23 protein-coding genes and 1 tRNA gene are annotated in these 23650 nt (G+C 34.0%); 14 read left to right on the top strand and 10 right to left on the bottom strand.

What is annotated here, in order from left to right:
* The first annotated feature begins 390 nt into the window (after positions 1-390).
* From B5D55_RS11560 to B5D55_RS02580, 14 genes are all read left to right on the top strand, one after another.
* Positions 391-490, top strand: a tRNA-OTHER gene (locus B5D55_RS11560).
* Positions 491-540: 50 nt separating this feature from the next.
* A complete protein-coding gene (locus B5D55_RS02640) occupies positions 541-1395 on the top strand; it encodes a ParA family protein (RefSeq protein ID WP_078932445.1) in 855 nt (284 codons plus the stop codon).
* Between the two features lie 30 nt (positions 1396-1425).
* Positions 1426-2376, top strand: a complete 951-nt coding sequence (locus B5D55_RS02635; RefSeq protein ID WP_078932444.1) for a ParB/RepB/Spo0J family partition protein — start codon at positions 1426-1428, stop codon at positions 2374-2376.
* Positions 2377-2385: 9 nt separating this feature from the next.
* Positions 2386-2805, top strand: a complete 420-nt coding sequence (locus tag B5D55_RS02630) for a hypothetical protein (protein WP_078932443.1) — start codon at positions 2386-2388, stop codon at positions 2803-2805.
* A gap of 152 nt (positions 2806-2957) precedes the next feature.
* Positions 2958-3377, top strand: a complete 420-nt coding sequence (locus B5D55_RS02625; protein ID WP_078932442.1) for a hypothetical protein — start codon at positions 2958-2960, stop codon at positions 3375-3377.
* Positions 3374-3901 (top strand): hypothetical protein, encoded by a 528-nt coding sequence (locus tag B5D55_RS02620; RefSeq protein ID WP_143593154.1) that lies wholly within the window; start codon positions 3374-3376, stop codon positions 3899-3901. Before B5D55_RS02625 ends, B5D55_RS02620 begins: the two co-directional genes overlap by 4 nt.
* 9 nt (positions 3902-3910) lie before the next feature.
* On the top strand, positions 3911-4102 hold the full coding sequence (locus B5D55_RS02615; RefSeq protein WP_078932440.1) for a hypothetical protein: 192 nt from the start codon (positions 3911-3913) through the stop codon (positions 4100-4102).
* A gap of 52 nt (positions 4103-4154) precedes the next feature.
* Positions 4155-4673, top strand: coding sequence for a hypothetical protein (locus B5D55_RS02610; RefSeq protein ID WP_078932439.1), 519 nt, complete (start codon positions 4155-4157; stop codon positions 4671-4673).
* On the top strand, positions 4664-4978 hold the full coding sequence (locus B5D55_RS02605; RefSeq protein WP_078932438.1) for a hypothetical protein: 315 nt from the start codon (positions 4664-4666) through the stop codon (positions 4976-4978). The genes B5D55_RS02610 and B5D55_RS02605 overlap by 10 nt, the downstream gene beginning before the upstream one ends.
* A 141-nt stretch (positions 4979-5119) precedes the next feature.
* Positions 5120-6256: a helix-turn-helix domain-containing protein gene (locus tag B5D55_RS02600; protein ID WP_078932437.1), complete on the top strand. Its 1137-nt coding sequence runs from the start codon at positions 5120-5122 to the stop codon at positions 6254-6256.
* 40 nt (positions 6257-6296) lie between these two features.
* Positions 6297-6752 (top strand): single-stranded DNA-binding protein, encoded by a 456-nt coding sequence (locus tag B5D55_RS02595; protein WP_078932436.1) that lies wholly within the window; start codon positions 6297-6299, stop codon positions 6750-6752.
* Positions 6752-6973 carry a hypothetical protein gene (locus tag B5D55_RS02590; RefSeq protein ID WP_078932435.1) on the top strand — a complete coding sequence of 74 codons (222 nt, stop codon included), beginning with the start codon at positions 6752-6754 and terminating at the stop codon, positions 6971-6973. The genes B5D55_RS02595 and B5D55_RS02590 overlap by 1 nt, the downstream gene beginning before the upstream one ends.
* Before the next feature lie 74 nt (positions 6974-7047).
* Positions 7048-7428: a hypothetical protein gene (locus B5D55_RS02585; RefSeq protein WP_078932434.1), complete on the top strand. Its 381-nt coding sequence runs from the start codon at positions 7048-7050 to the stop codon at positions 7426-7428.
* On the top strand, positions 7428-7745 hold the full coding sequence (locus tag B5D55_RS02580) for a hypothetical protein (RefSeq protein WP_078932433.1): 318 nt from the start codon (positions 7428-7430) through the stop codon (positions 7743-7745). The genes B5D55_RS02585 and B5D55_RS02580 overlap by 1 nt, the downstream gene beginning before the upstream one ends.
* A gap of 154 nt (positions 7746-7899) precedes the next feature.
* On the opposite strand, the gene B5D55_RS02575 is transcribed toward B5D55_RS02580, so the two are convergent.
* The 10 genes from B5D55_RS02575 to B5D55_RS11555 all read right to left on the bottom strand — a co-directional run bounded on the left by B5D55_RS02575 (position 7900) and on the right by B5D55_RS11555 (position 23283).
* The gene (locus B5D55_RS02575) at positions 7900-8466 is read right to left on the bottom strand and encodes a hypothetical protein (RefSeq protein ID WP_078932432.1); all 567 of its coding nucleotides are present in this window, start codon (positions 8464-8466) and stop codon (positions 7900-7902) included.
* 59 nt (positions 8467-8525) lie between these two features.
* Positions 8526-8720, bottom strand: a complete 195-nt coding sequence (locus B5D55_RS02570) for a plasmid mobilization protein (RefSeq protein WP_078932431.1) — start codon at positions 8718-8720, stop codon at positions 8526-8528.
* Between the two features lie 161 nt (positions 8721-8881).
* The gene (locus tag B5D55_RS02565; protein WP_078932430.1) at positions 8882-9220 is read right to left on the bottom strand and encodes a helix-turn-helix domain-containing protein; all 339 of its coding nucleotides are present in this window, start codon (positions 9218-9220) and stop codon (positions 8882-8884) included.
* 362 nt (positions 9221-9582) lie between these two features.
* Positions 9583-9975 carry a hypothetical protein gene (locus B5D55_RS02560; protein WP_078932429.1) on the bottom strand — a complete coding sequence of 131 codons (393 nt, stop codon included), beginning with the start codon at positions 9973-9975 and terminating at the stop codon, positions 9583-9585.
* Positions 9976-10152: 177 nt separating this feature from the next.
* Entirely contained in the window at positions 10153-12294 is a 2142-nt protein-coding gene (locus B5D55_RS02555) for a hypothetical protein (RefSeq protein WP_078932428.1), read from the bottom strand.
* An 11-nt stretch (positions 12295-12305) separates the two neighbouring features.
* Positions 12306-13376, bottom strand: a complete 1071-nt coding sequence (locus tag B5D55_RS02550) for a JAB domain-containing protein (protein ID WP_078932427.1) — start codon at positions 13374-13376, stop codon at positions 12306-12308.
* Between the two features lies 1 nt (position 13377).
* A complete protein-coding gene (locus tag B5D55_RS02545; RefSeq protein WP_078932426.1) occupies positions 13378-14196 on the bottom strand; it encodes a hypothetical protein in 819 nt (272 codons plus the stop codon).
* Positions 14197-14198: 2 nt separating this feature from the next.
* Positions 14199-15272, bottom strand: a complete 1074-nt coding sequence (locus B5D55_RS02540; protein WP_078932425.1) for a hypothetical protein — start codon at positions 15270-15272, stop codon at positions 14199-14201.
* A gap of 14 nt (positions 15273-15286) precedes the next feature.
* Positions 15287-22966: an SNF2-related protein gene (locus B5D55_RS02535; RefSeq protein ID WP_159446136.1), complete on the bottom strand. Its 7680-nt coding sequence runs from the start codon at positions 22964-22966 to the stop codon at positions 15287-15289.
* Positions 22891-23283, bottom strand: coding sequence for a hypothetical protein (locus B5D55_RS11555; protein WP_159446135.1), 393 nt, complete (start codon positions 23281-23283; stop codon positions 22891-22893). The genes B5D55_RS02535 and B5D55_RS11555 overlap by 76 nt, the downstream gene beginning before the upstream one ends.
* Positions 23284-23650: the final 367 nt, after the last annotated feature.

The following is a 23650-nucleotide window of genomic DNA, read 5'->3' as shown; positions in this document are numbered from 1 at the left end:
TATCGAGCACCATACAAAAAAGCAATTTAAAGTAAAAAATACAAACATAAAGAATTTACAAAAAGAGAGGGTAATATTTTCAAAAAGACTTGACACTATCGTGTCCTCGTGATAATCTTACCCTAGTTAATTTGCAAATGAAAATCTTACCCCTTGTGAGAATATTTCGGGAGGGATTTGCAACTTAACTAGAATGAACCGCACATTCTTGTAACTTTGGCTTTCACAACACCAGTAGAGGACTTTGCGGGATGTTTTTTGCTGGTGTTTTTATTTGTAGTTTATAACTTTAATTTTATGTATTCACTTTCATGAATAAACTACACGTTACGGCTACAACGGTTAAGGTTGAAAAGATAAGTTTTATTTTTTCAACCAGTAGCTTTTTTTGCACAGTTTTTGCTGGCGGGGCAGACGGATGGACGGACTTTTACAGGTTTCTGTAAGTTCCTAACCGTCCGTCCGGCAGGTTCGATTCCTGCACTGTGCATAGTTCTGTATAGAACGAATACTAAACTTTTATAGTAAAGAGGAACTACTATGAATGAAAATCACAACGCTTCGGATTCCGCAAGCAAAAAACCAACTGTATTATCAATCAATGCTGACAAAGGTGGTGTAGGAAAATCCCGCCTTTCAATCCTTCTTTCAAAATGTCTTGCAGCCGCAGGTTACAAGGTGTGTGTTTTTGATTTTGACTCATCGACACATTCTTCAACAAACTTTTTGCTTAAAACAGATGAAGATTCTTATAATAAAGCTCGCAAGACACATAATACGGCTTTAGCAATCTTTGATGAAGCAAATAATCTTTATGATTATGCACTTCCTACCGATTTTGAAAATCTCTTTCTTATTCCTTTTTCAAGAAATCTTTCTTCTCAAAGAACAGTGGAATATTCCCGGCTTGAAAAAATCGTAAATCATACTACAGGATTTGATTTCCTTATAATTGACTGTGCGCCTGCTTATGATAATTTTAAGATCAATGCTATCCGTGCAGCAGATTTTAATATCACACCGTGCCTGCAAGATAATGATAGTTTTGATTCTGCAAATGATTTACTCGGACATTTGATAAGTGAGATTGAAGACAAAATACCTACATGGTTTATCACAATAAATGGTTACAACAAACGCTGGGAAGAATCTTATGGTGGAAAACAAAAAGAATACATTGACCGTTATGAACAGACTTTTGCAGGACATATTACACCTCGTTCCTGCTGGCTTCCATGGACTCAAGATGTAAATGAAATCAATGACAGGAAAAAACTTCTATCAAATAAAAATTTTCCAAATGCAGTAAATAATCCGGCTCTTTATGATGCAGTCTGTAATCTTGCGGAATGTTTTATTGATGAAGAAACACTTAACAGACCGGAAGTATTTTAAGGAAATAAAAATAACAGGGAGAATTAGAAAATGGCAAAATTAGTAACAAATACAAACACAGCACTTATGGGAACAGGAATGAATGTACTTGCAAAACTTGTTCCAGTATCCGAAATAAAAACCATTCCAGAACTTTCTGAAATTTTTACAAAACAGGACAAAGTTGTAGAAGATATAGAAAAGTCAATGAATAAAAACGGTTTTCAAAACGAAGAACCGATTGTAATTGCAAAACTTCCTAACGGAACTATCTTAGGAGTTGCAGACGGAAATACAAGGCTTATGGTTGCAAAAAAGATTGGCTTGGATGAAGTTCCTGTTGTATATAAGACATTTGGCAGTCTTGAAGATGCAATTCAATATGCCAAAGACAGGCAGTTTCACCGCAGAAATCTTTCTCAGGCAGAAATTTATAATTATGCAAACAATCTTGATTCTATAAATATGGAAGACAGAAATGGTGAAGGTCGTGCGACAGAACGTCTTGCAGAAGAACTGGGTATTTCTGCATCTACAATCGAACATGCGAGAACCGTTGAAAATCGGGCAGATGAAGAAACAAAAGAGAAAATCAAAAACAACGAGCTGTCAATCAATCAGGCATATCAAAAAGTCCGTAAATCAAAGAAAAAGTCGGATGAAAATCTTGATTCTGATAATTCTGCATCTGATGATTTTGATGATATTTCTGATGCGCTGGAAGACAACGAAGGAAATCCAGGTGCATTAAGTTTCATAACCGAGCATCCAAGGGAAGATGTACATAAATTGACGCCAGAAGAAGATGTTGCCAGGACCAATGAACGCAAAAACGCCTACGAAATAGGACTGAAAAAAGGCAGCGACCTTGCCTACGAAATCTATGTCTACATCCTCAGTCTAATAGATGAAGGTAAATCAGCAGATGAAATCCGAGACGATGAAAAACTCTCTGATTTTTCCAAAGAAATAATCTATGAGAAATTTGAAATAGATTATTGATAGCTATATATGAATAAAGAGGAAAAACTTATGAACAAAAAAATCCTTATCTTAATCTTATTATTATCAGTCATATCAGTCAGTTGTTTCTTTCTGGGCTTAATATGTCCAGGAATAACAACCATATGTCCAAGAATAACAACCAACAAAACAATAATAACAGAAATCAATAGTCTCGAGAGAGACCTGAGAATTGAAAAAATGATTAAAACCTATTCTGAGACGCAAATGTCCTATATGGACGAGGATCTTGCCAATACGACACTTGACGAGCATGAACGGCTCATTTGCCTCGTCAATAAGAAAGACGTGCAGCAGAGTATCAAAGAGTCCGAGAGAAGAATTGAAAAACTTACTAAAAAAATCAATAAACGTTATGAAAGGCTCAGAAATCGAAATCCAGAGTTCAAAGGAGCAAGTAATTATTAAGGAGGAGGAATCATTTTGACAGAAAAACAAAAAAACTTCTATTTCAGTTTTTTGATGATTATTTGCTGAAAAAGATTTCTTTAGATAAAAGAATACATTATCTGCTTGAAAAGCAGGTAGATTTTCTTAAATAAAAGGTCAGGAGGAATAAAATGAAAACAAAAGACGAAGTTACAAAAACAAAAGATTTGGAAAATACACCATTGGAATGTGTAATTATGATTGTCTCAAGTATTTTTATAGTTTTAACTCTGTTTGGTATATGGTATCTATTGAGAAAATCCGGTTCGGAGCTTGCCTATTCTAAGAATGACTACGTATATTACTTCAAAATAGATGATACTGAATATTATGTAGACCCACTAAAACAAAAACTGAAATTCGACAGTCCTCTTCCACTTGATTCATTTAGTTTTATTAACATAGGCGGTAAAAGTGGCTTTGCATACATACCAAATCAAAATAACAGAAAAACTGTAGTTACATTTGTTACAGAAGACGGATATGAAATAACGACAGATAATTTCATGATGAAAAAAGTTTTAAGAGAAAATATACGAGGAGAAAAATGATGGACAATAAAATAATAATGGAAATAAACTATTTTTTTATTGGTCTTGGTTTTTGTTTAATTGAGTTGTTTGTAATCTCTACATTACTTAATAAAAAGAAACCAATGCATGTTGCAACTTTAATTGTAATAACTTTTGGAATTGTAGGACTTATACGTACCTGCCAAGATAGGAACTTGATATTTAAACATTCTGAAAAAAACATTTCTCAAGTTGAACAGAATAATAATGATAATAAAAATATATTGATAAAGAAAAAAGCAGATGCTTATCATAGCGGTCCTTATGAAGTTAATTCAATTGAAGATGTACCTGAAGAGTTTTATAGACATGTTTATTATCTCTATAGACGACCTACAGATGGAAAATGTGTTTTTTGTTCTGACTATACAATAAGTCCTGACCGTATTCTACTTGATGTAGAAGATGATACTTTCTTTTATTTTGTTTGTACTAAAGAAATTGCTGACAAAATCCTTGAAATACACAAGTCAAATGGAGATCCAGGTTCTGGCTGGGAATAGGAGCAATTTATGGAAAAAGCTATAGTATTTTTTGGTTTAGGAATAAATTTTATTTTATTTCCTGCAATTGCACTAATATTTTGTTCTATTTCAAAACATAGACCAGCAAAAATAGAATGTCTGTATATGGGGATTCACTGTTTGGGTGGATTAGCTTCTATAATGGCCGGACTTTTCTTTATGGGAAAATTTATAAGATGATAAGTTCATAGAATAAAGCAGGCTGAAAAAAATATAGAGGAGACAAAATAAAATGGAATCAAAAAATCATATATGTAATAAAATTATGGTAAACTCATTTGAAGATTTTCTAAAATCGGCAATTGCAAGCTGCATTCTGATAGAAAAATATCAAGGCTACTTTGTCAGAAATATTTTCAAGGCTGCATCGGCATTTCGCTCATCATTTAATAAAAATGAAAGCCGGTTCTTATTATGTTTGAGCGACAACCTTCATAACGTGCCGGAACTTGCAGAGCTTTTCATAGAAACGGTAAGAATGTTGGAAGACTGTGAATCCGAGGATGAAATAACAGAACTGATTAAAAGAACAAAAGAAAACTTCCTTCTTGGACTTGTTATTGAAAGACTTCAGAAAACGATTGAACTCATAAGAAACAAAGAAGAAAGAAAATCCCTCAAAATTAAAGACAATAATCATATTCTTAGCTGGTGTTATGAACTCAATGCAATCTCTTCATCTTGTGAAAGATTTTATACACAGCTCGAAGAATTTATACAAACAAAAGGACAGGAAAATAAATGCCGATGAACAGAGCCATATATCCAAAGAATTGGAATGAAATTGCTTTTTCCGTAAAAGATAATGCCGGTTGGATTTGCGAAAAATGCGGCAAGCAATGCAGGAAGCCGGGAGAACCGTTTGATACACACAAAAGGACTCTTACAACTGCACATTTGGACCATAATCCTCAGAACTGTAATAAAGATAATTTAAAAGCATATTGCGCTCCCTGCCATTTAAGATATGATGCGCAACATCATGCAGAAACTCGTAAGAAAAAGAAATTTAGTATTGCATATATTTGTGCATCTCAATTGGGAGAAGAACAATGAAAATGATTAAAAAAATCTTAAACAAAATTGCATACATTTTTATCTGCATAAATCAAGACATAAAGATGAGGTATCAAATTCAAAAAGAAGTAGAAGATGATGTTTTACAATTTAAATAAAAAAGAAAATGTCAGGTAGATTATGAACATAAAAAACGAGAATTATATACAAATTTCTGGCTGGATGATAAATGAACTCGATTTAAAGGGCAACGAACTTCTTGTCTATGCCCTTATTCATGGGTTTTGTCAGGACGGAAAATCTGTATTCAAGGGAAGTTTAAATTATATCATGGCATGGCTGAATATTTCTAAACCTACCGCAATTGCTTGTATTCAAAGCCTCATAGACAAAGGTATGATAGTAAAGTCAATAATTTACAATAAAAATTCTGTTGCAGGTTGCGAATACTATACAAAAAAATCTCGTAATATTGAATCAGAATTACAAAAAATTCCACAAAAAGAAGAAAAAGGTGGTAAAGAGATTTTACCACCTCAGAATAAAAAAGAGTTGAAAGGTAGTAAAGAAATTTTACCACTCCAAACAGAAAAAAAGAGCGAAGGTGGTAAAGAAACTTTACCAGGGTGGTCAAAAAATTTAACCATGGGTAGTAAAGAAATTTTACCCAATAATACTAATGATAATATTAAAGATAGTGCTACTGCTGTTAAAAAAACTGATTTTGAAATACTTTGTGAAAAATATTTCGGAAAAAACGCTTTTGATTCAGACTTTCCAAGAAAAGCAGCAGCGTTTTTCTCAAAAAATCAAATAAATAATCATGATTTGTATTTTTCTTTCATCAAAAACAAACTTTCAGAAAAGCAAAAAATAAATCAGGTAAAAAATCCAAGAGGACTTGCTTACAGATTGTTTTTTCAAAGTGATATTGCACAGGAATTCACAGAGCAGCAGCAGACTATTCTTCTCAAAAAACAAAATGAAGAAGAGAATCAAAGAAAAGTCGAGGAAAGGAAAATAGTCTGTCCTTGTTGTGGAAACAAATTTCTCCCAGATTATATTTCATCATGCCCGGAATGTGATTTTGACATATCTGCCTTCGACAATAAAGAAAAGGTCATAATTCATAAAAAATACCTGAAACTTTCGGATCAACAAAAGACAGATTATCAGAACGAATTAAAGGACATCTATTTTAGTATGAATACTTTTATAGATTTGATTAAGGAAACTCCAGAACAAAGAAAGCAGAAAAATGTTCTAGTAGAACAAAAGGAGAAAGAATTAAACATTAAATATGGACTTGTGAGTTAGAAATAACCGCAAAAATATAATCAATCAGGAGGCATAAATTATGTCAGATTTTAACAAATCATTTGTTATGGGTCGGTTGGTTCGCAATGCAGAAACAAAAACTACGAGTGAAGGCTTGTTTATAGCGCATTTTTCGATTGCAAACAATCAGTCAAAGAAAAATCAGGATGGAACCTGGGGCGAAACCGTGTATTATTTTGATTTTTCTCTTTATGGGAAACGAGCAGAAGCTCTAGCTCCGTATCTTGTTCAAGGTCAACTTGTAGCGATTGAAGCCCATTTAATTCAGAGAAGATGGGAAAAAGACGGCAAGAAGTTTTCAAAACTTGAAATTGCAGTTGATGACATTCAACTTGTCAGCAGACCAAATTCAAAAAATGAAGGGAACGAATCAAGAGAAATCGAAACAAAACCTCTTGAAGCACAGATGTATTCTGGTGAACTTCCAGCAGAAGAAATGTATTCAGAACCTAAATTTACGGAGGAAATATACTAATGATAGAAATCAAAATACCTGTAACATCTGATTTATTGAGATCCATAGCAACTGACCTCAAAAACTCAGAAAAAAATAAAGAAAAAACTATCACAACTGAAACATCCTGTTTTTTACAGGATGTATTGAAAACTACTCTTTGTGAATGTGAGCGTTTGCAGGTAGAAGTTGACAGTCTGATTGATGCAGGAGAAGAAGCTGCTTCTCTTTTATCAGACTGAAAAAAAATATATAGCAGATTGTCTTAAAGCCTTGTGGCAATCTGTCTATATAAAACAATAAGGAGATTATTTTTATGAATGAAATTATTGAAATGAAAACCCCGGATAAGTCATATTCTAAATCCGAATGTTTAAAATATCAGGGAGTTACAGTATTTAACGATGTTTCTCAGAAGCCTTGTGACGGTCAGTATATGGTGTCTGATACTATTGTTAGATTTAGAAACGGTTTGCTTCATGGCGGTAAGGCTCCTGATGGTCTTGATATTCCAGCTTATGAGACAGAAACAGGACACACAGAATATTTTGAAAACGGCTTTCTTCACAGAGTAAATGGACCTGCTGTAATTTCAGACTGGGGAGACTGGGAAGAATGGTGGAACGAAGGAGAACTCATTCTTATAAGAGCTAGAAGTTCGTTAAAGACAGAACTTGAGAAAAAGGAAAACAGCTAATGGAAACAAAATCATTATTTTATGTGGATTCAGAAACAGTCATCAGGTCTTATGACGAAACTGGAAATCTTGCCGAAGGAACAAGAATGACTGTAAAAAACGATAAAGAAATAATTCTACGCTTCAGCCATGGATTGCTTGACGGTGATTCTTTTTCAAAAGATGGAAAACTGATAGTGCAACCAGCCGTAGAAACGGAGGGGCATATTGAATACTGGCGGGAAGGAAAATTGCACAGGGACGATGGACTTGAAGCTGTATATACAGACGGTTTTACAACTAAAGAATACTGGGAAAATGGTATTAGGATAAAGTAATCTTCAGGAGTCAAACTTATGCTATTTTATTGGATTAGGACAGCGGAAGATTAACGATAACGGCTGGTATGCAGACGGTACTTTAGGCGGTGTGCATATATGTAAAGAATGCTTTTCTGAAAAGAACAAGAAAATTAAGCTAAGCCTATGATATTCAGTCTGCATCTTCCTCCTCAACAGAAATAAATACACAAGTTGATATATCATCTCCTATGTAGAACCAAATAACTGCATTACCATTTTTTAATGCTTTTATTGAATATGTTTTTGTGTTTTCATCAATAAAAAATTCATTGATGATTTCCAAATTTTTTTCTTCTTGTTCTATCTTAATCCTAATATCATGTGTTTGATAATTTAGAGATTTTTTAACAGTCAGAAATGTTGAAAATGCTTCATCTAGTTCCTTTTTTTCAGTATTTGATAATTCAATGATATTTTTATCAAAAATTTTATTAGACATTTCTTTTTTTATTTCTTCTAAAAGAAATTCATTTGGGGTACAAATTTTTATTGGAATTTTAACTTCTTCATTAAGTTTTAGCTCGTACGAGCCTTTTGGAGCTTGTAACCAATAATAACCATCACCTCCGACGGATTGAACTGTATTCTTGGATTCAATTATCTTCATAATAGTAATTGATAAAGATATAGCAATTCCTACTATGAGTGGAATTAAATAGATTCTTATATCAAAATCCTTTTTATTTAATGTAATCATTTTTTAACCTTCCTTATAATTATTAAGTTTTCTTTTAAAAACCTGAATTATGAAAAAAATTAAAGTTTGTCTAGCAATTTCTTTGTGCAATATTCTGAAACACTTAAGTTGTACTCGTTTGCGTCTTGTTTAATTTTTTCTTTCTCAGACCTAGTACAAACGATAGACATTGTGCAAGTTCTAGGTTCACCTCCTTTAGCTTTGCGACCGCCGCCGTGGTAACCGTAGCCTGAATATTTTTTTTCTTCTGCCATTATTTTACTCTCTTAATTTTCGTATTATCGAAATTAAAATAAATTTTTCTGATTGCGTTATCAGTTTTCATTTCTTCTAATTTATCAGAAGTAAAAATTACTTTACCGCCGAACCAATCAAACGCCAGATTTTGAGCGAGATGACGGCATAAGAGGACCTTTTATTCATCCTCTGGGCGGCTGTATTCGTCCATGAGAATTTTCATCAAGCTGATTTTCTGATTTTTGCTTAAGTCATCCTTGCTGCCTGCAAGCAGAATCTTAAGCTGGTCGTAACCATAGTGGGCATCGTTACCCAAAAGATAGTCACTTGTTGTGTGAAGTGTGTTTGCAATGTTTGCAAGCACATCCGTTCTGGGCATCCGTCCGCTGGTCATGTAGCGGCTGAATGCAGCTTCTGTAATACCGCAGATTTCGCAGAGCTTCTTCTGTGAATAGCGGTTTTCTTTCATTAAATCCTTAACCCTCCTTGCAAAAATGTTTTCCTTTTCTTCTGCCATAGTAAGCCTTCCTTTTTTTAGGCTGAAATTAGAACCGTTTTATAACGGTCATTTTTTTTAGGACTGGAGCAGTTTTAAGTCCTGTATCTGTAATATAACAATACATTGATTTGAAGTCAATAAAAATTAACAAAAAGTATAATAAAATCTGATAAATTTTATCATATAAAGAAGCGCGCTGAAAAAGGCCTTTGTACGCTCAGTAAAATCTTTTTGGGCGTACAGAATTTTCCGGATGGACGTAGAAGAAAATCTTTTTAGACGTGCAGGATTTTGCTGAATCTACGGAAATAACAGTTTTACCTGATGGCAATTATCGACAGGTTCTCAAGGAATTTCGGAATAAGTTTTTAACCGCTTTCTTACTTCTGATAAATGCCTTTACCGTCATAATAAATAAAACTGTATTCATCTTCTTCAACTTTTACAGGATTTTTATAGCCGGTTTCAAAATAAGTTTCTGTATAATATGGAAAAAAGGCGGTTTGTTTTCTTACATATACCCGCACATCATAATTTCCACTTTCTATGTAAAAATAAGCATCCTGCATATAGCCGGCACCGTCTGCACTGCTCCAGTACAATGAATATGAATCTAGCCCCTCAGGTTTAGCATATACGGCAATGATTACATCGGTTTCATTTTCTGCCTGATTCGTAACGACAATTTTTCCTTTGTTTTCAGGAGAAGTTTGACAAGAATAGAAAAGAATTGAAACAAAAACCAACAACAGCACGTTAAATATTTTTTTCATAAATAACTCCTTTCGTTATCCATAAGTTTTCCACAGTAGGCTTTGGAGAACCCATAGAGAGATTCGGAAAAGCCGTAAGCTGTGGTAAACTTGTGGGTAAGCCTTTGTTTATATAATACTAACATATACAATATAAAATGTAAACTACATTATATAAACCTAAATACAACCTAGAAGTTACATGGAAATTGATTCATATCTGTCTTCTCTTTGCTGTTTTTTCATCAGTTTCTTTTCAACTTTCTGGACTTCTTTAATAAAATCTTCTCTGTTCTTTATGATTTTTTGCTTTCCGTCTGCTGAAATCAATGCAACAGAATTGTTATCTTTTGAGTGTGCAACAAGGCGGTATTCCTGTATTGGAAGCTTGATTTTTTTGTTGCTCAATGCACTGTCTACTGTTACAGACATTTTTATTGTATCACCAATTTTCATGCGGCAGGACTTATCTAAAGGCTGACCTTCTTTATCAAAGACTTCTGTATTCTGTTTGATTGCATCAAGAGTATTGTATTTTTCATCAACATGGTCTCTCCAAATTGAATTGTTTGTAATTTTAAGTCCCATGTTATCATAAAAATCAATAATTCGCTGATCATAAGAAAGGTGCTTACCGTCTGTTCCTCTAAGTTTTTCATACTTTCTAACCATAGCTGCAAACTTTTCTCTTTCTGATGGAATCATTTCAATTACAAGTCTTTTTGCAAAAGCCATAGCTTCTTGTTTATTATTTGCAATAGTCATTACTCCTGCCTTATAATTATGCCAAAAGTTAGATGCTGTATTTGCAAGTTGTTTTTTTTCATCAAGATGAGCAGCTTCAAGATAATCATCTAACATTTTTTGTTTTTCCTGTTCAGTTTTTGGATTTCTTTTCGCAATTATTTCAGAGTTCTTTATTGCCTGTTCATAAAGGTCACGAGAAATTCTTATAAACTTTCTATTTTTATCATCTGGAACAAGTTTCTTTTCTCCAGTTTCTTCGTCTATTACTTCCTTAAAAGCCGGTTTTGTTAGAACTACAGTCTGACCATCAGGTTTTATTTGTTTTCCATTTTCATCCCTAAACGCTGGATTTGGTTTTCCTATATCTTCAAGGCGGGCAAATTCATAACCTTCTATAAAAGTAGAATGACCGGTCTGTTCATTTCTCATTGCAATAGTAGGTACTGGAGTTCCTGAAGTATAAGGATTATTTATGAAGAACTGATGTAGTTCTTGTTTATTTTTTGGTTTTGGAGCAGAGACATTGGAATTATTATTTTCATAATTTTGAGATTCATTTTCCGGTTTAGGCTCTTGTTCAACTTCATTATTTTCTACAGGAATATCATTATTACTAAACTCAGTATTGAGAGATTTATTAACTTTCATTGAATTTGTTGGAGTATCAAGAATTTTTGAAATGAATTTTTCTGAATGAATATACTCTTCAAAATTCTCCTCTTGTTCACTTTCAGAACCATCGTACATAATCTCGTTTTCGTTTTCGTCAATAAGTCCGTTATCTATATCAATCTGATGCTGCACTTCATCAATATCTTCATTTTCAATAAGAGAACCATTGTAATCTGCTTCTGCTGCCATTGCACTCATTCCATCATTTTCATCCATCGGTTCAATAAAATCGTCATACTCTTCTTCGTATTCTTGTTCATTGAATTCTGGTTCTTGATTCCTCTGTGTTTCCTGTTCAATAAAGTTTGGATTTAGAGTTTCCTTAAAATGAGAGATTTCTTCATGTAGCCATTCAAAGCCGTTTTCCCTTACATCTTCTACAGAAGGAAGTGTAAACGGTGAATAACCGGCTTCTACGAGCTGTCTTCGTGCGTTGAAATTGGATTCAGGAGAATTCAAAATTATATTGGTAGGAAGTTCATTTTCATTTGAAAAATAAATACCTGTAAACTCATGAGAAAGAGCTTCAATCTTTACTCTAGGGAATCTGTTTTTCTCTTCCATAAGTTTTTGGTACGCTTCAATATCATCACATTCACTTATTTCGTTTAAAAGATGAATAACGGTATAATCAGCCTTATTGTTAGGCATAGTCTCTTTTTTGTATGCAGGGAAGTTTTCTCCATAAACAATTTTATAATCATGCTGGTATTTATCCATTTCATAAATAAGACTTGTTTTATAGGAAGATAAACTCTGATTTTCACTTTTTTCTGATATATAATCCTGCAAAAATTCATAACGAGGAATATTGAAGTATTGTTCTTTTAATGCCTGTAGTTCTTCTTCTGTCTTACAAGTCTGCATAAGGCTCATAAACTGTAAAAGCTGAATGTGCTGTTCCTGATTCAATTCTTTCATTTTAAAATTTCCTATCTGTCAATTTCATAATCAAACTGATTATTCTTTTTCTGTTGTTGTAATTTTCTGATTTGCGAACTCATTTCCCTGCTGTCTAAGACCTTTAGAGGTACGCTTTCGCCCGAATGAAAAATAGAGCTGCTGCATTTATTTTCTGCAAGCTGAATTATTCTTTCATCAGATGGCATTAAAACATTTGCTATTTTTTTTGTTCTCGTACAAAAATCTTCAACCTGTTCAAAAAGATGTATATTGTTTTTGGGAATAACCATGTATATAGAAGAAGCTCCGGCTTTTTTTGAGTTTTCATTTATTTCTTCTATAATCTTTTGTTGATTATTCCAGAAGTTACTGTTATTTAAAGTGCTTATTCCTGTAATAAATCCAGCTGCATTTACATAAAATCCTACAGAATAATTATCTGTATCAATTTTATTATTGCAAATTTGTTTGGCATATTCATTTAATTTAAGCTGCGCAAGGTTTCCCTGTACATTTGGAAGATTTGAATAGACTGTTCTTATCTGCAATTCATCTAATCTGCAAATACTATCGTTCTGGATTCCTTTCCAGTTATGATTTTTTCCGTCATAAAAAGATGAGCAGTTATTTCCTGTTATGATATGTCCTAAGAACCGCTGTTTTTCGTGATTGTCAATGAAGTAACCGTTCAGATATTTTGTTACATTTATATCGTTTTCGCTCGGATAAGGATAGCCGGACGGATGATTATGCTGAAAAAGCAAATATGAATTATCTTTTTCAAGCTGTAGTCGCAGTCTGTTCAGCATCCATGTATGAGGATAAACGCTTGTTGAGTTTGGTATTTCGTTTGTAATGGAAATATGTGCAGTAATTTTATTGTCTTTAATAATAAAATACCTTGCAGTTTCAAAACGTGGATCATTATAAATACTGATAAGTTTAGAGGTGTTTATCCAGTTTGCTGGTGTTTGATTTACGGCAAGTTCGCTTTTTTTTCCTACAACATCAAAAATGTTTCTTGGAACATAACTTTCAAAAGGAGTCCAGAGACTATCTTGTTTTACATTTGGAATGCCATTCAAATATAATTCGTTCATATTACATTCCCATTTCGTGTTCTTGAGACATAGAATGTCTTATCTTTGGCTTCTTAGACTTATTCTGCATTTCATTTATGGCTTCGTTTCTCCATGCGTTAAAAGTTGTTTCAAGAGCGTTTTTGCCTTTAATTCCCATAGCAGTAAAAGATTCAGTGAGTTTTTTCTTTTCAGTACTGCTCATTGTCTTTACCATAAGACCTACTGTTGCCATAGAAGAAATACCGTTATATTCCTTTACAATCTTCTTAAAGTTTTTTTTGAAGTTTGAAGCTGTGTTTTTAATCTTGTTTTTTTCAGAGAACATATCTTTAAGGTATGTGAACATATCTTTAAGGTATGTTTTGTTTCTTTTTTCGGTCTGGTGCTTTCTTGCTATATCTTCATAGACTTTCTTTATGTCTTTAAGAAGAACCTGCCTTGCGAGTGCCTTTTTAAGAGTATTAAGGTCATCAACCTTAAAATCTTCTCCCAGAATAAGAATCCTTTTTTTATTGAAAGAACCTTTACCTGCATTTACAAAAAGGTATTCGTTTCCGTCTTTGTCTTTCCAAGTAACGATTGTTCCCTTTTCTGTTTTACTGAGAAAATCAAGCACATCTTTCTGGCTTATATTTCTGTTTTGAGTTGCGTCTACAGTCCCTGCAATAATGTCATCAAGAACTTTTGGATTTTTCTTTATAATTTGCTCTGCTAAAAGCATGATTTCAATATCTTTTTCATCTTTATTTATGTGCGTTAAATAAAGCTCTGATTTCTTTCTATTTCTTATTAAGTCTTCAAGCCACTTGTAATATGAAAATTCTTCTATTGCATTCATTATTATACCTCCAATCTGTCATCGTCTTTTTCAATGTTTCCTGACTTTTTTACACTTGGTTTTGTTGATTTAGATTTATCTTCCTTGTTTTGTCCTTCAGCCAGTTTAGAAAGGAACGAAAGACCTTTATCAATAGAAGCAACGTTCTTTTCCTTTATGATGTTTATAAACTTTTCTCTTTGTTCCTGATTAAGTTTTTTCATCATATTTTTTGTAGCGATTAAAACGGCAGAATCATTCATTCCCATGTTGAGATTCTTAATTTCTTCATTCATAGTAAAAGATACTTTGTTTAAGAACTCTTTCTGATTTGTCTCAGGCTGTTTGAATTCATTTTTGATTTCTGCTGCCTGAATAAGTTTTTCAAGACCATAGCGTTCAGAGAAAATGCCAAGATATTTTTTAGGAATTAAATGCTTATAGCTTATGTTGATATAAGTTCTTGCCTGTTCAATGTATTCCTTACGATTAGGATTATTCTTGAATACTTTGTTTACGTTCAAAATGTTATCAAACAGGTGCGGAAATGATTTTGGCGGCTCATTGGTTTCAGGGCTTTCATTATCAATAAGCTGCTTAATCAGATTTCTGGAAATGTCGTCCTTAAAATTTATAGAGCAAACAAGACCTTTTGAGTTTCCAAAATAATCCAGAATTGCAGTTTCGCCGGGAGTAAGATTTGCATCTTTGACAAAAATGTTTTTGTTAAGTTTTGCCCTTAATTCTTCATTAAACTCATATTGAGTTTTTGTAGAGTTTCCAATCTCGTTTAATGCTTGTAAAGTCTCATTTTCTTTGATTGAATACGGAACATTTTCCTGCCATTTTAATTTTTCCTTTCTTATTTCATCTAAAGATGCAGTTTCACCGACTTTAATTAAATCAACTCCGAATTCATCTTTTATTGAAAAAGACATAGGAAGCGGCTTTAATCCCATTTTTTCTCTTTTTTCATTTTTCTCGTACAATTCCAAAAGAGTTTCGTTCATTTCCATTAAGGCAGCTTTTAATTTTTTTGCTCCGTCTGCTGACCCTTTAATTGAATAATTGTTTTTATTTATATCTAATGTTAGCATTTCATAACTCCTTTTTAGAAAATATCGTATTCAGGTTCTTCCTGATTTTTCTGAACTACAGGCGGTTTCTTGTTTGGCTCTAATTTAAGCTCGCCTTTTGCAATCTTCATTAAAAATTCACCGGTTTTTTCTTTGCCTTTTATGTTCATCTGTGAAGTAAGTTTTATAAACTTTTCTTTTTCATCTTTTGACATACCGGCAATGAGTTTTCCAGCGGTTTTTACTACAGCTTCCTGAGAAATGTTTTTTTTGTTAAACTTGAATGCTTCATAAAGGTTTTCAGAGAAGTTCTCGCAGGTTGGATTTTTCCAGTCTACGTGTGAGTTATTGAGGACTCTTGTAACACTTTCAGGTTCATCAGCAGCAAAAAGTATTCCCTGATTCTGTGCTTCTTCAAGTCTCTTATCTTCATAGACTTCAATTTCATGGTTGATTACACAAACTATGTTTTCACTGTCTGTAGAAACTGTTTTTTGTTCTGTTTTTTGTATAACTGGTTCTAGCTCTGCTTCTGCCTCCGTCTTTGGAACAACAGTCTGAGGTGTGTGAACTTCTTGTTGAACTTTAAGTTCTTCTCTTACTCCACTACCCCACTTTTTTTCGTATTCAGAAAGATATTCCTTGAACTGTTCCGTCAAAACATTCTGTTCAATTTCGTTATTTTCAGCTTTCTTCATTGCTTCCTTATAACGAGATTCCTTTACCTGCCTTTCTATGACATGGAACGGAAGCATATCTTCTTGAATTGTCTTATCAAGAGGATTTAAAAGAGCATTTTCAAATTCAAGAGTTTTTTCATCAGTGATTTCCTTTTTAATACTATTTACAACTTTTTGAAAATTTTCTTCTCCATAAAGTTTGTTTAACTCTTCCTGCTTGCTGTGCTTTTCTGCATTGATTTTGTTTATATATTCTGCCCTGTCTGAATCGTTTTCAATGCCCATTTCTGCATATTTTTTGCGGATGTTTTCAAGTTGTTTTTTTACATCATTTATGGACTTATCAAAGCGTTCAAGTCCAGCTTTCTGCTCTTCTTCACTGCGGTTCGGATTTCCGTCTGCAATAGATTTAGCATGATTATCAACATAACTTTTTCTTGAAGCTTCTTTTTCCGCAAGTTTTTCCGTAAACTTAATTTTTGACTCTACAAGGCTGTCATAATCTGCAAGACGAGAATCAAGCATTAAAAGCTCATTTTTTATGACTGCCGCAACATCGTCAAGCTTCATTTTAGCCCTTACAGTAGGGTCTTTGATGAGTTCATATTTAAGTTTTTCAGGGTCAAGGTCTGCTACATTTAATGTGTTTCCTTTGTATTTAAACAACTGGTCAATTCTACTTTCCTTTTCATCATGTTTCTGGAAAAGAAGAGAATCTATTGAATCATAAATAAGTGGATAGACAATATGAACGTGTCCCTGTTGATTTCCCTGCCGCCAGATTCTTCCTTCAACTTGAATACATTCAGAAGGATTCCAACCCACCATTGTGTTATAAAGTGCAACAGAATTCCCATTTAAATCCATTCCTTCACTTATTGCAGAAGAACCGATAAGAATTTTGCATGGATTTTTTTTATCATTGAAAGCATCAGCAACTTTTGCACGAATATCATCTGTTTCATCTTCCTTTCCAATTTTTACATTTTTCCCACCTATTTTTGCAGCCTGACCGTCTATAGATGCAAATACCTCACGAGGAACACCCTGTTTTACCATATAATCAATTACATAAGGATAAGCATCTGTTCCCACCGGCATATAGATAATCTGTCCGCAATCCTGATGTTTTTTCCAATTGGAAACAACTGTATCACAGACAAGTTTGAGTTTTGGCGAACAGTCAACAATCTGTTCAATAGGCGGTAATTTAATATCCAAAGGTTCTTTTGTAGTTGGATTAACCAGTTTTTCCTGTTTCAGTAAAGCAGGAGAAAGACATGCTGTTCTCATCATATTCATTGCTTCTAGCACAGGTGCACCTTTTTCACCGGAATTTTTATCTGGTCTATATGTCATTACTTCTTGAATGGCAAAATCAAAAATCTGCTTCTGTAATTCAGTTGCTTCAAGATTGACTTTATGAGTTTTTTTCTCAGGACGGATTATTCCAGCTTCCTCACCATCAACTTTATCTATGTACTGTTTAAGAATGTTCTGCAAACCGTGAAGGTCGCCCCACTCTTTCATTACAGTCGCCATTTCTACACTGCCGTTAGGCTTAACGACACGCTCAAAACGGGTTTTTGCATATTGGGAACAGAAATCATTAAGATTTTTTATGCCGCAGGTTTCCATTTCTTTTCTTGCAACATAAACGAGCATTGAATAAACTTCCAATGGAGAGTTTGTAAATGGTGTCGCCGTTAGCATAAAGACATTACGGTTTTCATTCTGCTGCTGAATAATCTGAGTTATATTGAACATTTCCTTTGCAATTCCAGAAGGTTCACCAGAACCAACAATTCTATTGAATTCGCTGATTCTTTCTTTACCATCTTTGTCCTTGCTGGCCCGTGGTTTTCTTTCAAGTTTTTTGTAAGCATGGGCTTCATCAACTGTAACATGGTCAAACCCTGTATTTATCCATTCAACATAATCCTCATCACGCACATTTCCAGAGACTTCTTCATAAATTTTTTCCCTGGCTTCAGCCCTTACTTTTGGATTATCTGAATGAAGTTTTTCTGTAAGACCAAGTAAATCTGCATAATCATTAAAAAGATACTTATCAACGGTCGTTTTATTCCAGTGAATGTTGTTCAGCGCCTCTTTTGTGGTCAAAGTTATTGAACCTGCCGGAATATTTAAACCATGATTTGCCTTATTGTAAAATGCTCCTGTTGAACTCCGGGAAAAATTTTCTAAATTATTGACCGGAATATTAGGAAAAAGTTCGTGTATGTCACTTTCCCACTTTCCTATCACTGACTTTGGAACAATTACCAAAGGTCTTTTACTCCTGCCGCTTTGAATCTGCTGAACTGTTGCAACTATTCCTGCTGCTGTTTTTCCTACCCCCACATCGTAGGCAAGAATTCCATTTCCTTTATTACATAGAAAAGAAATTCCTTTTATCTGCTGTTCATAAAGACGGAAATGACTTCCTTTTCTATATAAATTCATTCCATCAATAAAAAGTGGCAGTTTAGCATAGTCAGGTTCACGAGAGCCATTGAACTGTCTGTTATAGGCATCCGAAAGGGACTTGCCTTCTTCCTCCGTTAAGACAGTCTTAATATAACGAGTAAAAAGTTTTTCTGCTGTTTCCTGACGGTCATTTATCTTTCTGTTTCGTATCTGAGACTTTTCTTTCTCATCAAGACTGTCGTCTCGGATTGCCGGGAGAGCAATTCCGTCAATATAATTTGTAACATCTTCCCAAGTAATTGTAGGCGGTATATCTTCCCTGCTGATACCTGCCGATGAAAAATCGGAAATCTGCTCCCTGTTATTCTGGCTGTCTTCTAAATCATAACCTGTTGCCCACTTGATAAATCGTTCTGTAATTGCCTCTCCGCTGAGCTTAAAATTTCTGATAAAAGGAGAATTGACAGAAAGTTCAAGTTCATCCAATTTCAATGGAACAGGAAGAGCAGCCTCCAGGATTGCCTTATTTTTCTGATAGACCCTTTCAGCCATATCAGACTTATTATGAAGTTTTTCAATGAGATCTAATTTTTTATAGATATTGCCGGAAGCATAAAGTTCTTTGTGAATATACTTGTTTCCACCGACAAGAGTTCCATCAGCTGCAATGTAAGGGTCTATACAATAATTGGGACTTGTTTCAAGTATTTTTCTTTCTTCTTGTGTCAGTTTTGAAAGGTCCACATAGCCTTTATAATCTGTGGCAGCCCAGAAAGCTCTCTCTTCTTTGTTCCAGTTTTTGCCGTATGTATTTGCAAATTCTGCGTTATCCATAATTTTTTCTTTTACAGGTGTATAACGCTCAGACTTTGCGGGGGCTTCTATTGTATTGCCATCAACATCAATATAGCGGCTTCCGTTTATAGTTATGTCTTTTATTACAGAAAGTCTTTCAAAACTCTTTTTGAAAACATCCTCAGCACCGCTTATAAAACCGAAGCCTTTCTCATAGCTGTTCTGATAAAATTTAAGGATGTTTGTTTTGTTGTCAAATTCAAAAAGCGGATAATTTGATTTTTCTGCAAAAACTTTCTGTATAGTTCCACTCTTTTTTATGGAATACGAGGCTTGGGCTGTTTTTAACACTGTCTCATTTAGGTCTTTTTCCATGTGCAGGACAGCATTACTAACGGCACTTCCCTCTTCTATTGATTTTTGAGAGAAATGTTTTCCTTCAAGCAATTTGTTTAATGATAATTTTACATCTTCAACTTCAACATTTCTTACAGAAGGAATATTCTCCCATAAGTCAGAAACATTTTTTATGAAATTAGAAGTTACAAAGTAATTGTTATATGTTGTAACAAGATTTGCGTTTTTATTTAGTGTCAGACATTTGTTTCCATCAATTAGAACATCAACAGCTTCATGGTCATCTTTATTCTGTGAATAAAGGATTGCATAACCTGCGACAGAGTATTCTTTAGTTCCTGGAACAAGAGGATTTTTTAAAACTTCATTAAGAATGATGTCTGCATCTTCTTCCTGTTGTTTGATTTTTGTTTTCTCTTCAAGCATTGCCATTTTATTATTATGGCGTTCTTCTATTATGTTTTTTGCCTTCGCAAAATATTCTTCTTTTGTTGTACAGCCGCTTGCCTTTACAACTTCGTTTAGAGCAACGTCCCAGCGTTCTTTGATTTTTTCATCACGTTTTCTTCCGTATTCAAGATATTTTTCCCATCTTTCATCAGAATCAGTTCCGCCCCAGCCACCAAAATCTTTAGAAAAATTCTTTTCTTCTGGAATTTCCACTTCATCTCCTGCAAGATGTGCAAGAGCATTATCATCATCAATGTTAGAAAGGTTTACAATTCCGTTCTCTGGGAACAAAGTCTGTAACTTAGCAAATATAGGAATTTCAGAATAGTCTTCTTCTCGTCTGTTTGACGTATCATAATCACTTTCACTGTAGTTGTTATCTGCAAGAATGACATTAAAAGGATTTCTAGTTTTTATTTCTTTTAGTTCTTTAGAACTAAAAACTTTAAGATTATCACGCCAGCTTGAATATCTTGCTTCAGAGATTTCTAATGAGACATTTTTCTGTAAGGTTGCAAAATAAGCCTTGTTGTCTTTCATTCCAAGATAGCCGTCCATAACAGGCTGCCAGTTGATTTTAAAATGGTCGATAATATCGTCTAATCTCTGTTGTTTTGCTTTTGAAAGTTTTAATGCGGCATATTCATCAGAATATTCATTGTAAAGTTTCTTTACGCTTCCATCTGGATAAAGAACAGCATAGAGTTTTGTATCTCGCTCATCAGTTTTTTCGTTTTCAACTTCTGTTGTAATGAGGACCTGCTTTGTATCAACATCAAAGTGAGGTTGCCAGTCCCATTTGCCTGATGTTGCTCTCCAAGTTCTGTCATTCCATGTAGTAAAATCTTTTACTTCAAAATCGCCTTTAATATCCAGAAAGTTTCTCACATTTGCATCTGTGGAAATGTCTTTTTCTGGATTCATGTATTTTTCAAGAGCTTTTTCTATGAAAGATTTTTCTTTTGGCTGAATGTCTTTTTGTTCCTGAGCAGGCTTATTTATTTCCGCAACATTTTCATTTAAATTAGACAAGACCTTTTCGTTTAACATAAAGCCATTAAGTTTATTCAACTTATTAAGTTCATCTTGTACAGTAAGTCCCTCGTGAACGGCTACATATTGTTCTTCTTTTCCGAAACGATTTGTACGAGTTTTTATTTCACCAAGAACTTTATCTGTATGGAATTCAAAATAATCATTGTTAGAAAGAACTCTAGCCATATTTTCTTTTGCTTTTGTAAGTTCTTCTTCCGGATTTTTCTTAAAAGGCTCTGGAGCAGTTTTATTGAGTTCTTCAATATCTATTTTTCTTTGTTCCCAATTACGCATTAAAATAATGTCTGTTCCAACTTTAGTTGTAGGGAAAGTTCCTTCTGGCAGACGGTAAGCATCAATAAGTTCGCCTTTTTCTGCAATGAGTTTTTTTATTTTATCGTTACTTGAATTTAAAAATCCGCTAGGAACGACAAATGCCATCAGAGAGTTTTTATCTTTCAGGGAATCAAGACCTTTGGCAATAAAATATTCTTCATAGCGGTTGAATTCCTTACCCTCACCTTTACCCTTCCATTCGCCTGTATATTCACCATAAGGCGGATTACCAATTACAAGGTCATATTTAGGCATTTCATAATTCTTGTTCCTTACAACTCCTTCACTGTCATAGAACTGTGCCTGAAAAGCGCCCTGAATTACATTTGCTTCCGGGTGAAGAAGTTTTGCAATTCTTGCTGATGTTTCATCAAGTTCTCGTAAAGTAAACTGATTATTAGGTCTGTTTTCAGCAAAGCGGCCAATACCACTTGAAGGTTCAAGCACAGTTTTTGCATTTGGAGCATAAGTATCTGCAAGTTTCCAGACTGCATCAACAACATTTCTTGGAGTATAAAATGCGTTTAAGGCCTCTGCACTTGTGGAATCCTGCTCTTTTAATCCACCGCCACCTTCATACATAGTAAGCAAATTAAGCCATTCTGGATTTGTTTTAATCTCTTCATCGGAATGGGTTGCTAAAAGTTCTTTTACTTCTTTCCTTACATCACGAGATTCAGACTTACTAAGAGTCTTTGAATGTTTTTCTTTGTAATTATTTTCAGAAACAAGTTTATGATTATGTGTAGAGTTATAATCCCATTCCAGAATATTAGAAACTTCTTCTTTAGACAGGCCATTTAATGCTGCCCAATCTCTGTCTAAAACAGTATGGTAATTTATATTTTCATCAAAAAGTCCAAAGACAGAATTAAGCTCTTCTTCCGTGACTTTCCACTGGACACCTGGATTTTTTCCGTCAACTTTATTAAACCCAAGTTCTCCTTTTGACTGTCTTTCTTCAAGATTTGGTAAAGTTCCTTTTTCATAAGAAGTAGAACCAAAAGCAATAGAAAGAAGTTTAGAACGTTCAAAAGCTTCATCTGAAGGGAATTTCTCATAAAGTTTTCTAAGAATTCTTTCCGTAGGTTCAATATCGCAATGACGTACATTTACCTGCCATTCAAGATTATTTTGAATATGACATTCTTTTTCAAAATCTTTAAGAACATCTGCTATGATGTCTGCTGCTATCGGCTGGGCATAATAATCATCTTCATTTTCAAAACTTTCAAGAGGTAATTCTCTATCTTCCAAAAATCCTGCTACTGAACCGTAACGAACATCGATTTCGAGAATATTTTTAATATCATCAAAATGAGAAAATAAATTTCTGATGTTTACATCTTCATTATTTCCAAGAGTATCAAGTTTAACAAGTCTTTCTCCATTTATAAACTTGTCGATATAATAAGCAAAATGGTCTGCTACAGTAGGTTCACCAGGTTTTCGTCTATCAGAAAGAAAATCGAAACGTTCATCTGAATCTGTATAAGCTAAATGATTAACAAGCTTTCTGAATTTTATTATAAGTTGTTTTTTATACTCTTCTGAACTTAATCCATCTCGCCGCTCATTTCCATATCCAGATTGTTCATTACTGCCATGATGTTCGGATAACTCACTGCCCACTTCTCCCTCATGCAGATTTTGTATGCGTAATCCATCGCCTGTTTTGCTGACATCTGATTCAGAAGTTCGGGAAACTTGTCCATCGGAAACGGAACTGTTGTCTGATGAAGGTGCAGCATTATCCCGTCCGGTCTCTTGCTCTCGAATATTGTCTCCGTATCCAGTTCTGCTGTATCTGCTTCCAGAATTTCTTCCCACTTCGGAACTGTTCCTGTCATAGAGTTGTTCAGCATCGCTTTCTGAACTTCTTCGTCCGACATTCCCATCAGGCTTTTTACTTTTACTGCTCTGATTGCTATTGGTTTCATTGCTTTCATTTGTAAGTTCCTCCTTTACATTGAGTAGTAAATTAGTTGTACTATTACTATTTACATCATAATTGACAAATTGATTGTTGTCAAATAGTTTCTGAACGTCCTGATTGAATCCTGCAAGGAAAGATTCAGGAGAGAATATGTCAGCCTGCTGAATTTCAATGTTTTCTTTTGTTTCAGCGGTAAATTCTTCCCAGTCTTTTATCTTTTTAAGTCCGTTCTGCCGTTCAATTTCATTTTCAATATATTTTTCGGTAACGCTGCTTTCCCTAGCCCACCACAATTTTTGAGGACTTGACCACCTGAAACCAGAGTCTTTAAGAAGCTGACGCTCAAATTCACTTGGACGAGAAGGAAACATGACTTCAAT

This window comes from Treponema porcinum (assembly GCF_900167145.1).
Classification (GTDB): Bacteria; Spirochaetota; Spirochaetia; order Treponematales; family Treponemataceae; genus Treponema_D; species Treponema_D porcinum.
Note: the sequence above shows the minus strand (reverse complement) of the source record. Positions and strands in the feature narration are given on the sequence as shown.

Bases quoted from the DNA above. Each gene is read 5' to 3' on its own strand.
- B5D55_RS02610 (WP_078932439.1), top strand. From the start codon at position 4,155: ATGGAATCAAAAAATCATATATGTAATAAAATTATGGTAAACTCATTT.
- B5D55_RS02555 (WP_078932428.1), bottom strand. From the start codon at position 12,294: ATGAAAGAATTGAATCAGGAACAGCACATTCAGCTTTTACAGTTTATG.
- B5D55_RS02540 (WP_078932425.1), bottom strand. From the start codon at position 15,272: ATGCTAACATTAGATATAAATAAAAACAATTATTCAATTAAAGGGTCA.
- B5D55_RS02575 (WP_078932432.1), bottom strand. From the start codon at position 8,466: ATGATTACATTAAATAAAAAGGATTTTGATATAAGAATCTATTTAATT.
- B5D55_RS02585 (WP_078932434.1), top strand. From the start codon at position 7,048: ATGAATGAAATTATTGAAATGAAAACCCCGGATAAGTCATATTCTAAA.
- B5D55_RS02640 (WP_078932445.1), top strand. From the start codon at position 541: ATGAATGAAAATCACAACGCTTCGGATTCCGCAAGCAAAAAACCAACT.
- B5D55_RS02570 (WP_078932431.1), bottom strand. From the start codon at position 8,720: ATGGCAGAAGAAAAAAAATATTCAGGCTACGGTTACCACGGCGGCGGT.
- B5D55_RS02605 (WP_078932438.1), top strand. From the start codon at position 4,664: ATGCCGATGAACAGAGCCATATATCCAAAGAATTGGAATGAAATTGCT.
- B5D55_RS02595 (WP_078932436.1), top strand. From the start codon at position 6,297: ATGTCAGATTTTAACAAATCATTTGTTATGGGTCGGTTGGTTCGCAAT.
- B5D55_RS02620 (WP_143593154.1), top strand. From the start codon at position 3,374: ATGATGGACAATAAAATAATAATGGAAATAAACTATTTTTTTATTGGT.
- B5D55_RS02545 (WP_078932426.1), bottom strand. From the start codon at position 14,196: ATGAATGCAATAGAAGAATTTTCATATTACAAGTGGCTTGAAGACTTA.
- B5D55_RS02565 (WP_078932430.1), bottom strand. From the start codon at position 9,220: ATGGCAGAAGAAAAGGAAAACATTTTTGCAAGGAGGGTTAAGGATTTA.
- B5D55_RS02550 (WP_078932427.1), bottom strand. From the start codon at position 13,376: ATGAACGAATTATATTTGAATGGCATTCCAAATGTAAAACAAGATAGT.
- B5D55_RS02615 (WP_078932440.1), top strand. From the start codon at position 3,911: ATGGAAAAAGCTATAGTATTTTTTGGTTTAGGAATAAATTTTATTTTA.
- B5D55_RS02635 (WP_078932444.1), top strand. From the start codon at position 1,426: ATGGCAAAATTAGTAACAAATACAAACACAGCACTTATGGGAACAGGA.
- B5D55_RS02590 (WP_078932435.1), top strand. From the start codon at position 6,752: ATGATAGAAATCAAAATACCTGTAACATCTGATTTATTGAGATCCATA.
- B5D55_RS02580 (WP_078932433.1), top strand. From the start codon at position 7,428: ATGGAAACAAAATCATTATTTTATGTGGATTCAGAAACAGTCATCAGG.
- B5D55_RS02560 (WP_078932429.1), bottom strand. From the start codon at position 9,975: ATGAAAAAAATATTTAACGTGCTGTTGTTGGTTTTTGTTTCAATTCTT.
- B5D55_RS02600 (WP_078932437.1), top strand. From the start codon at position 5,120: ATGAACATAAAAAACGAGAATTATATACAAATTTCTGGCTGGATGATA.
- B5D55_RS02625 (WP_078932442.1), top strand. From the start codon at position 2,958: ATGAAAACAAAAGACGAAGTTACAAAAACAAAAGATTTGGAAAATACA.
- B5D55_RS11555 (WP_159446135.1), bottom strand. From the start codon at position 23,283: ATGAAAGCAATGAAACCAATAGCAATCAGAGCAGTAAAAGTAAAAAGC.
- B5D55_RS02630 (WP_078932443.1), top strand. From the start codon at position 2,386: ATGAATAAAGAGGAAAAACTTATGAACAAAAAAATCCTTATCTTAATC.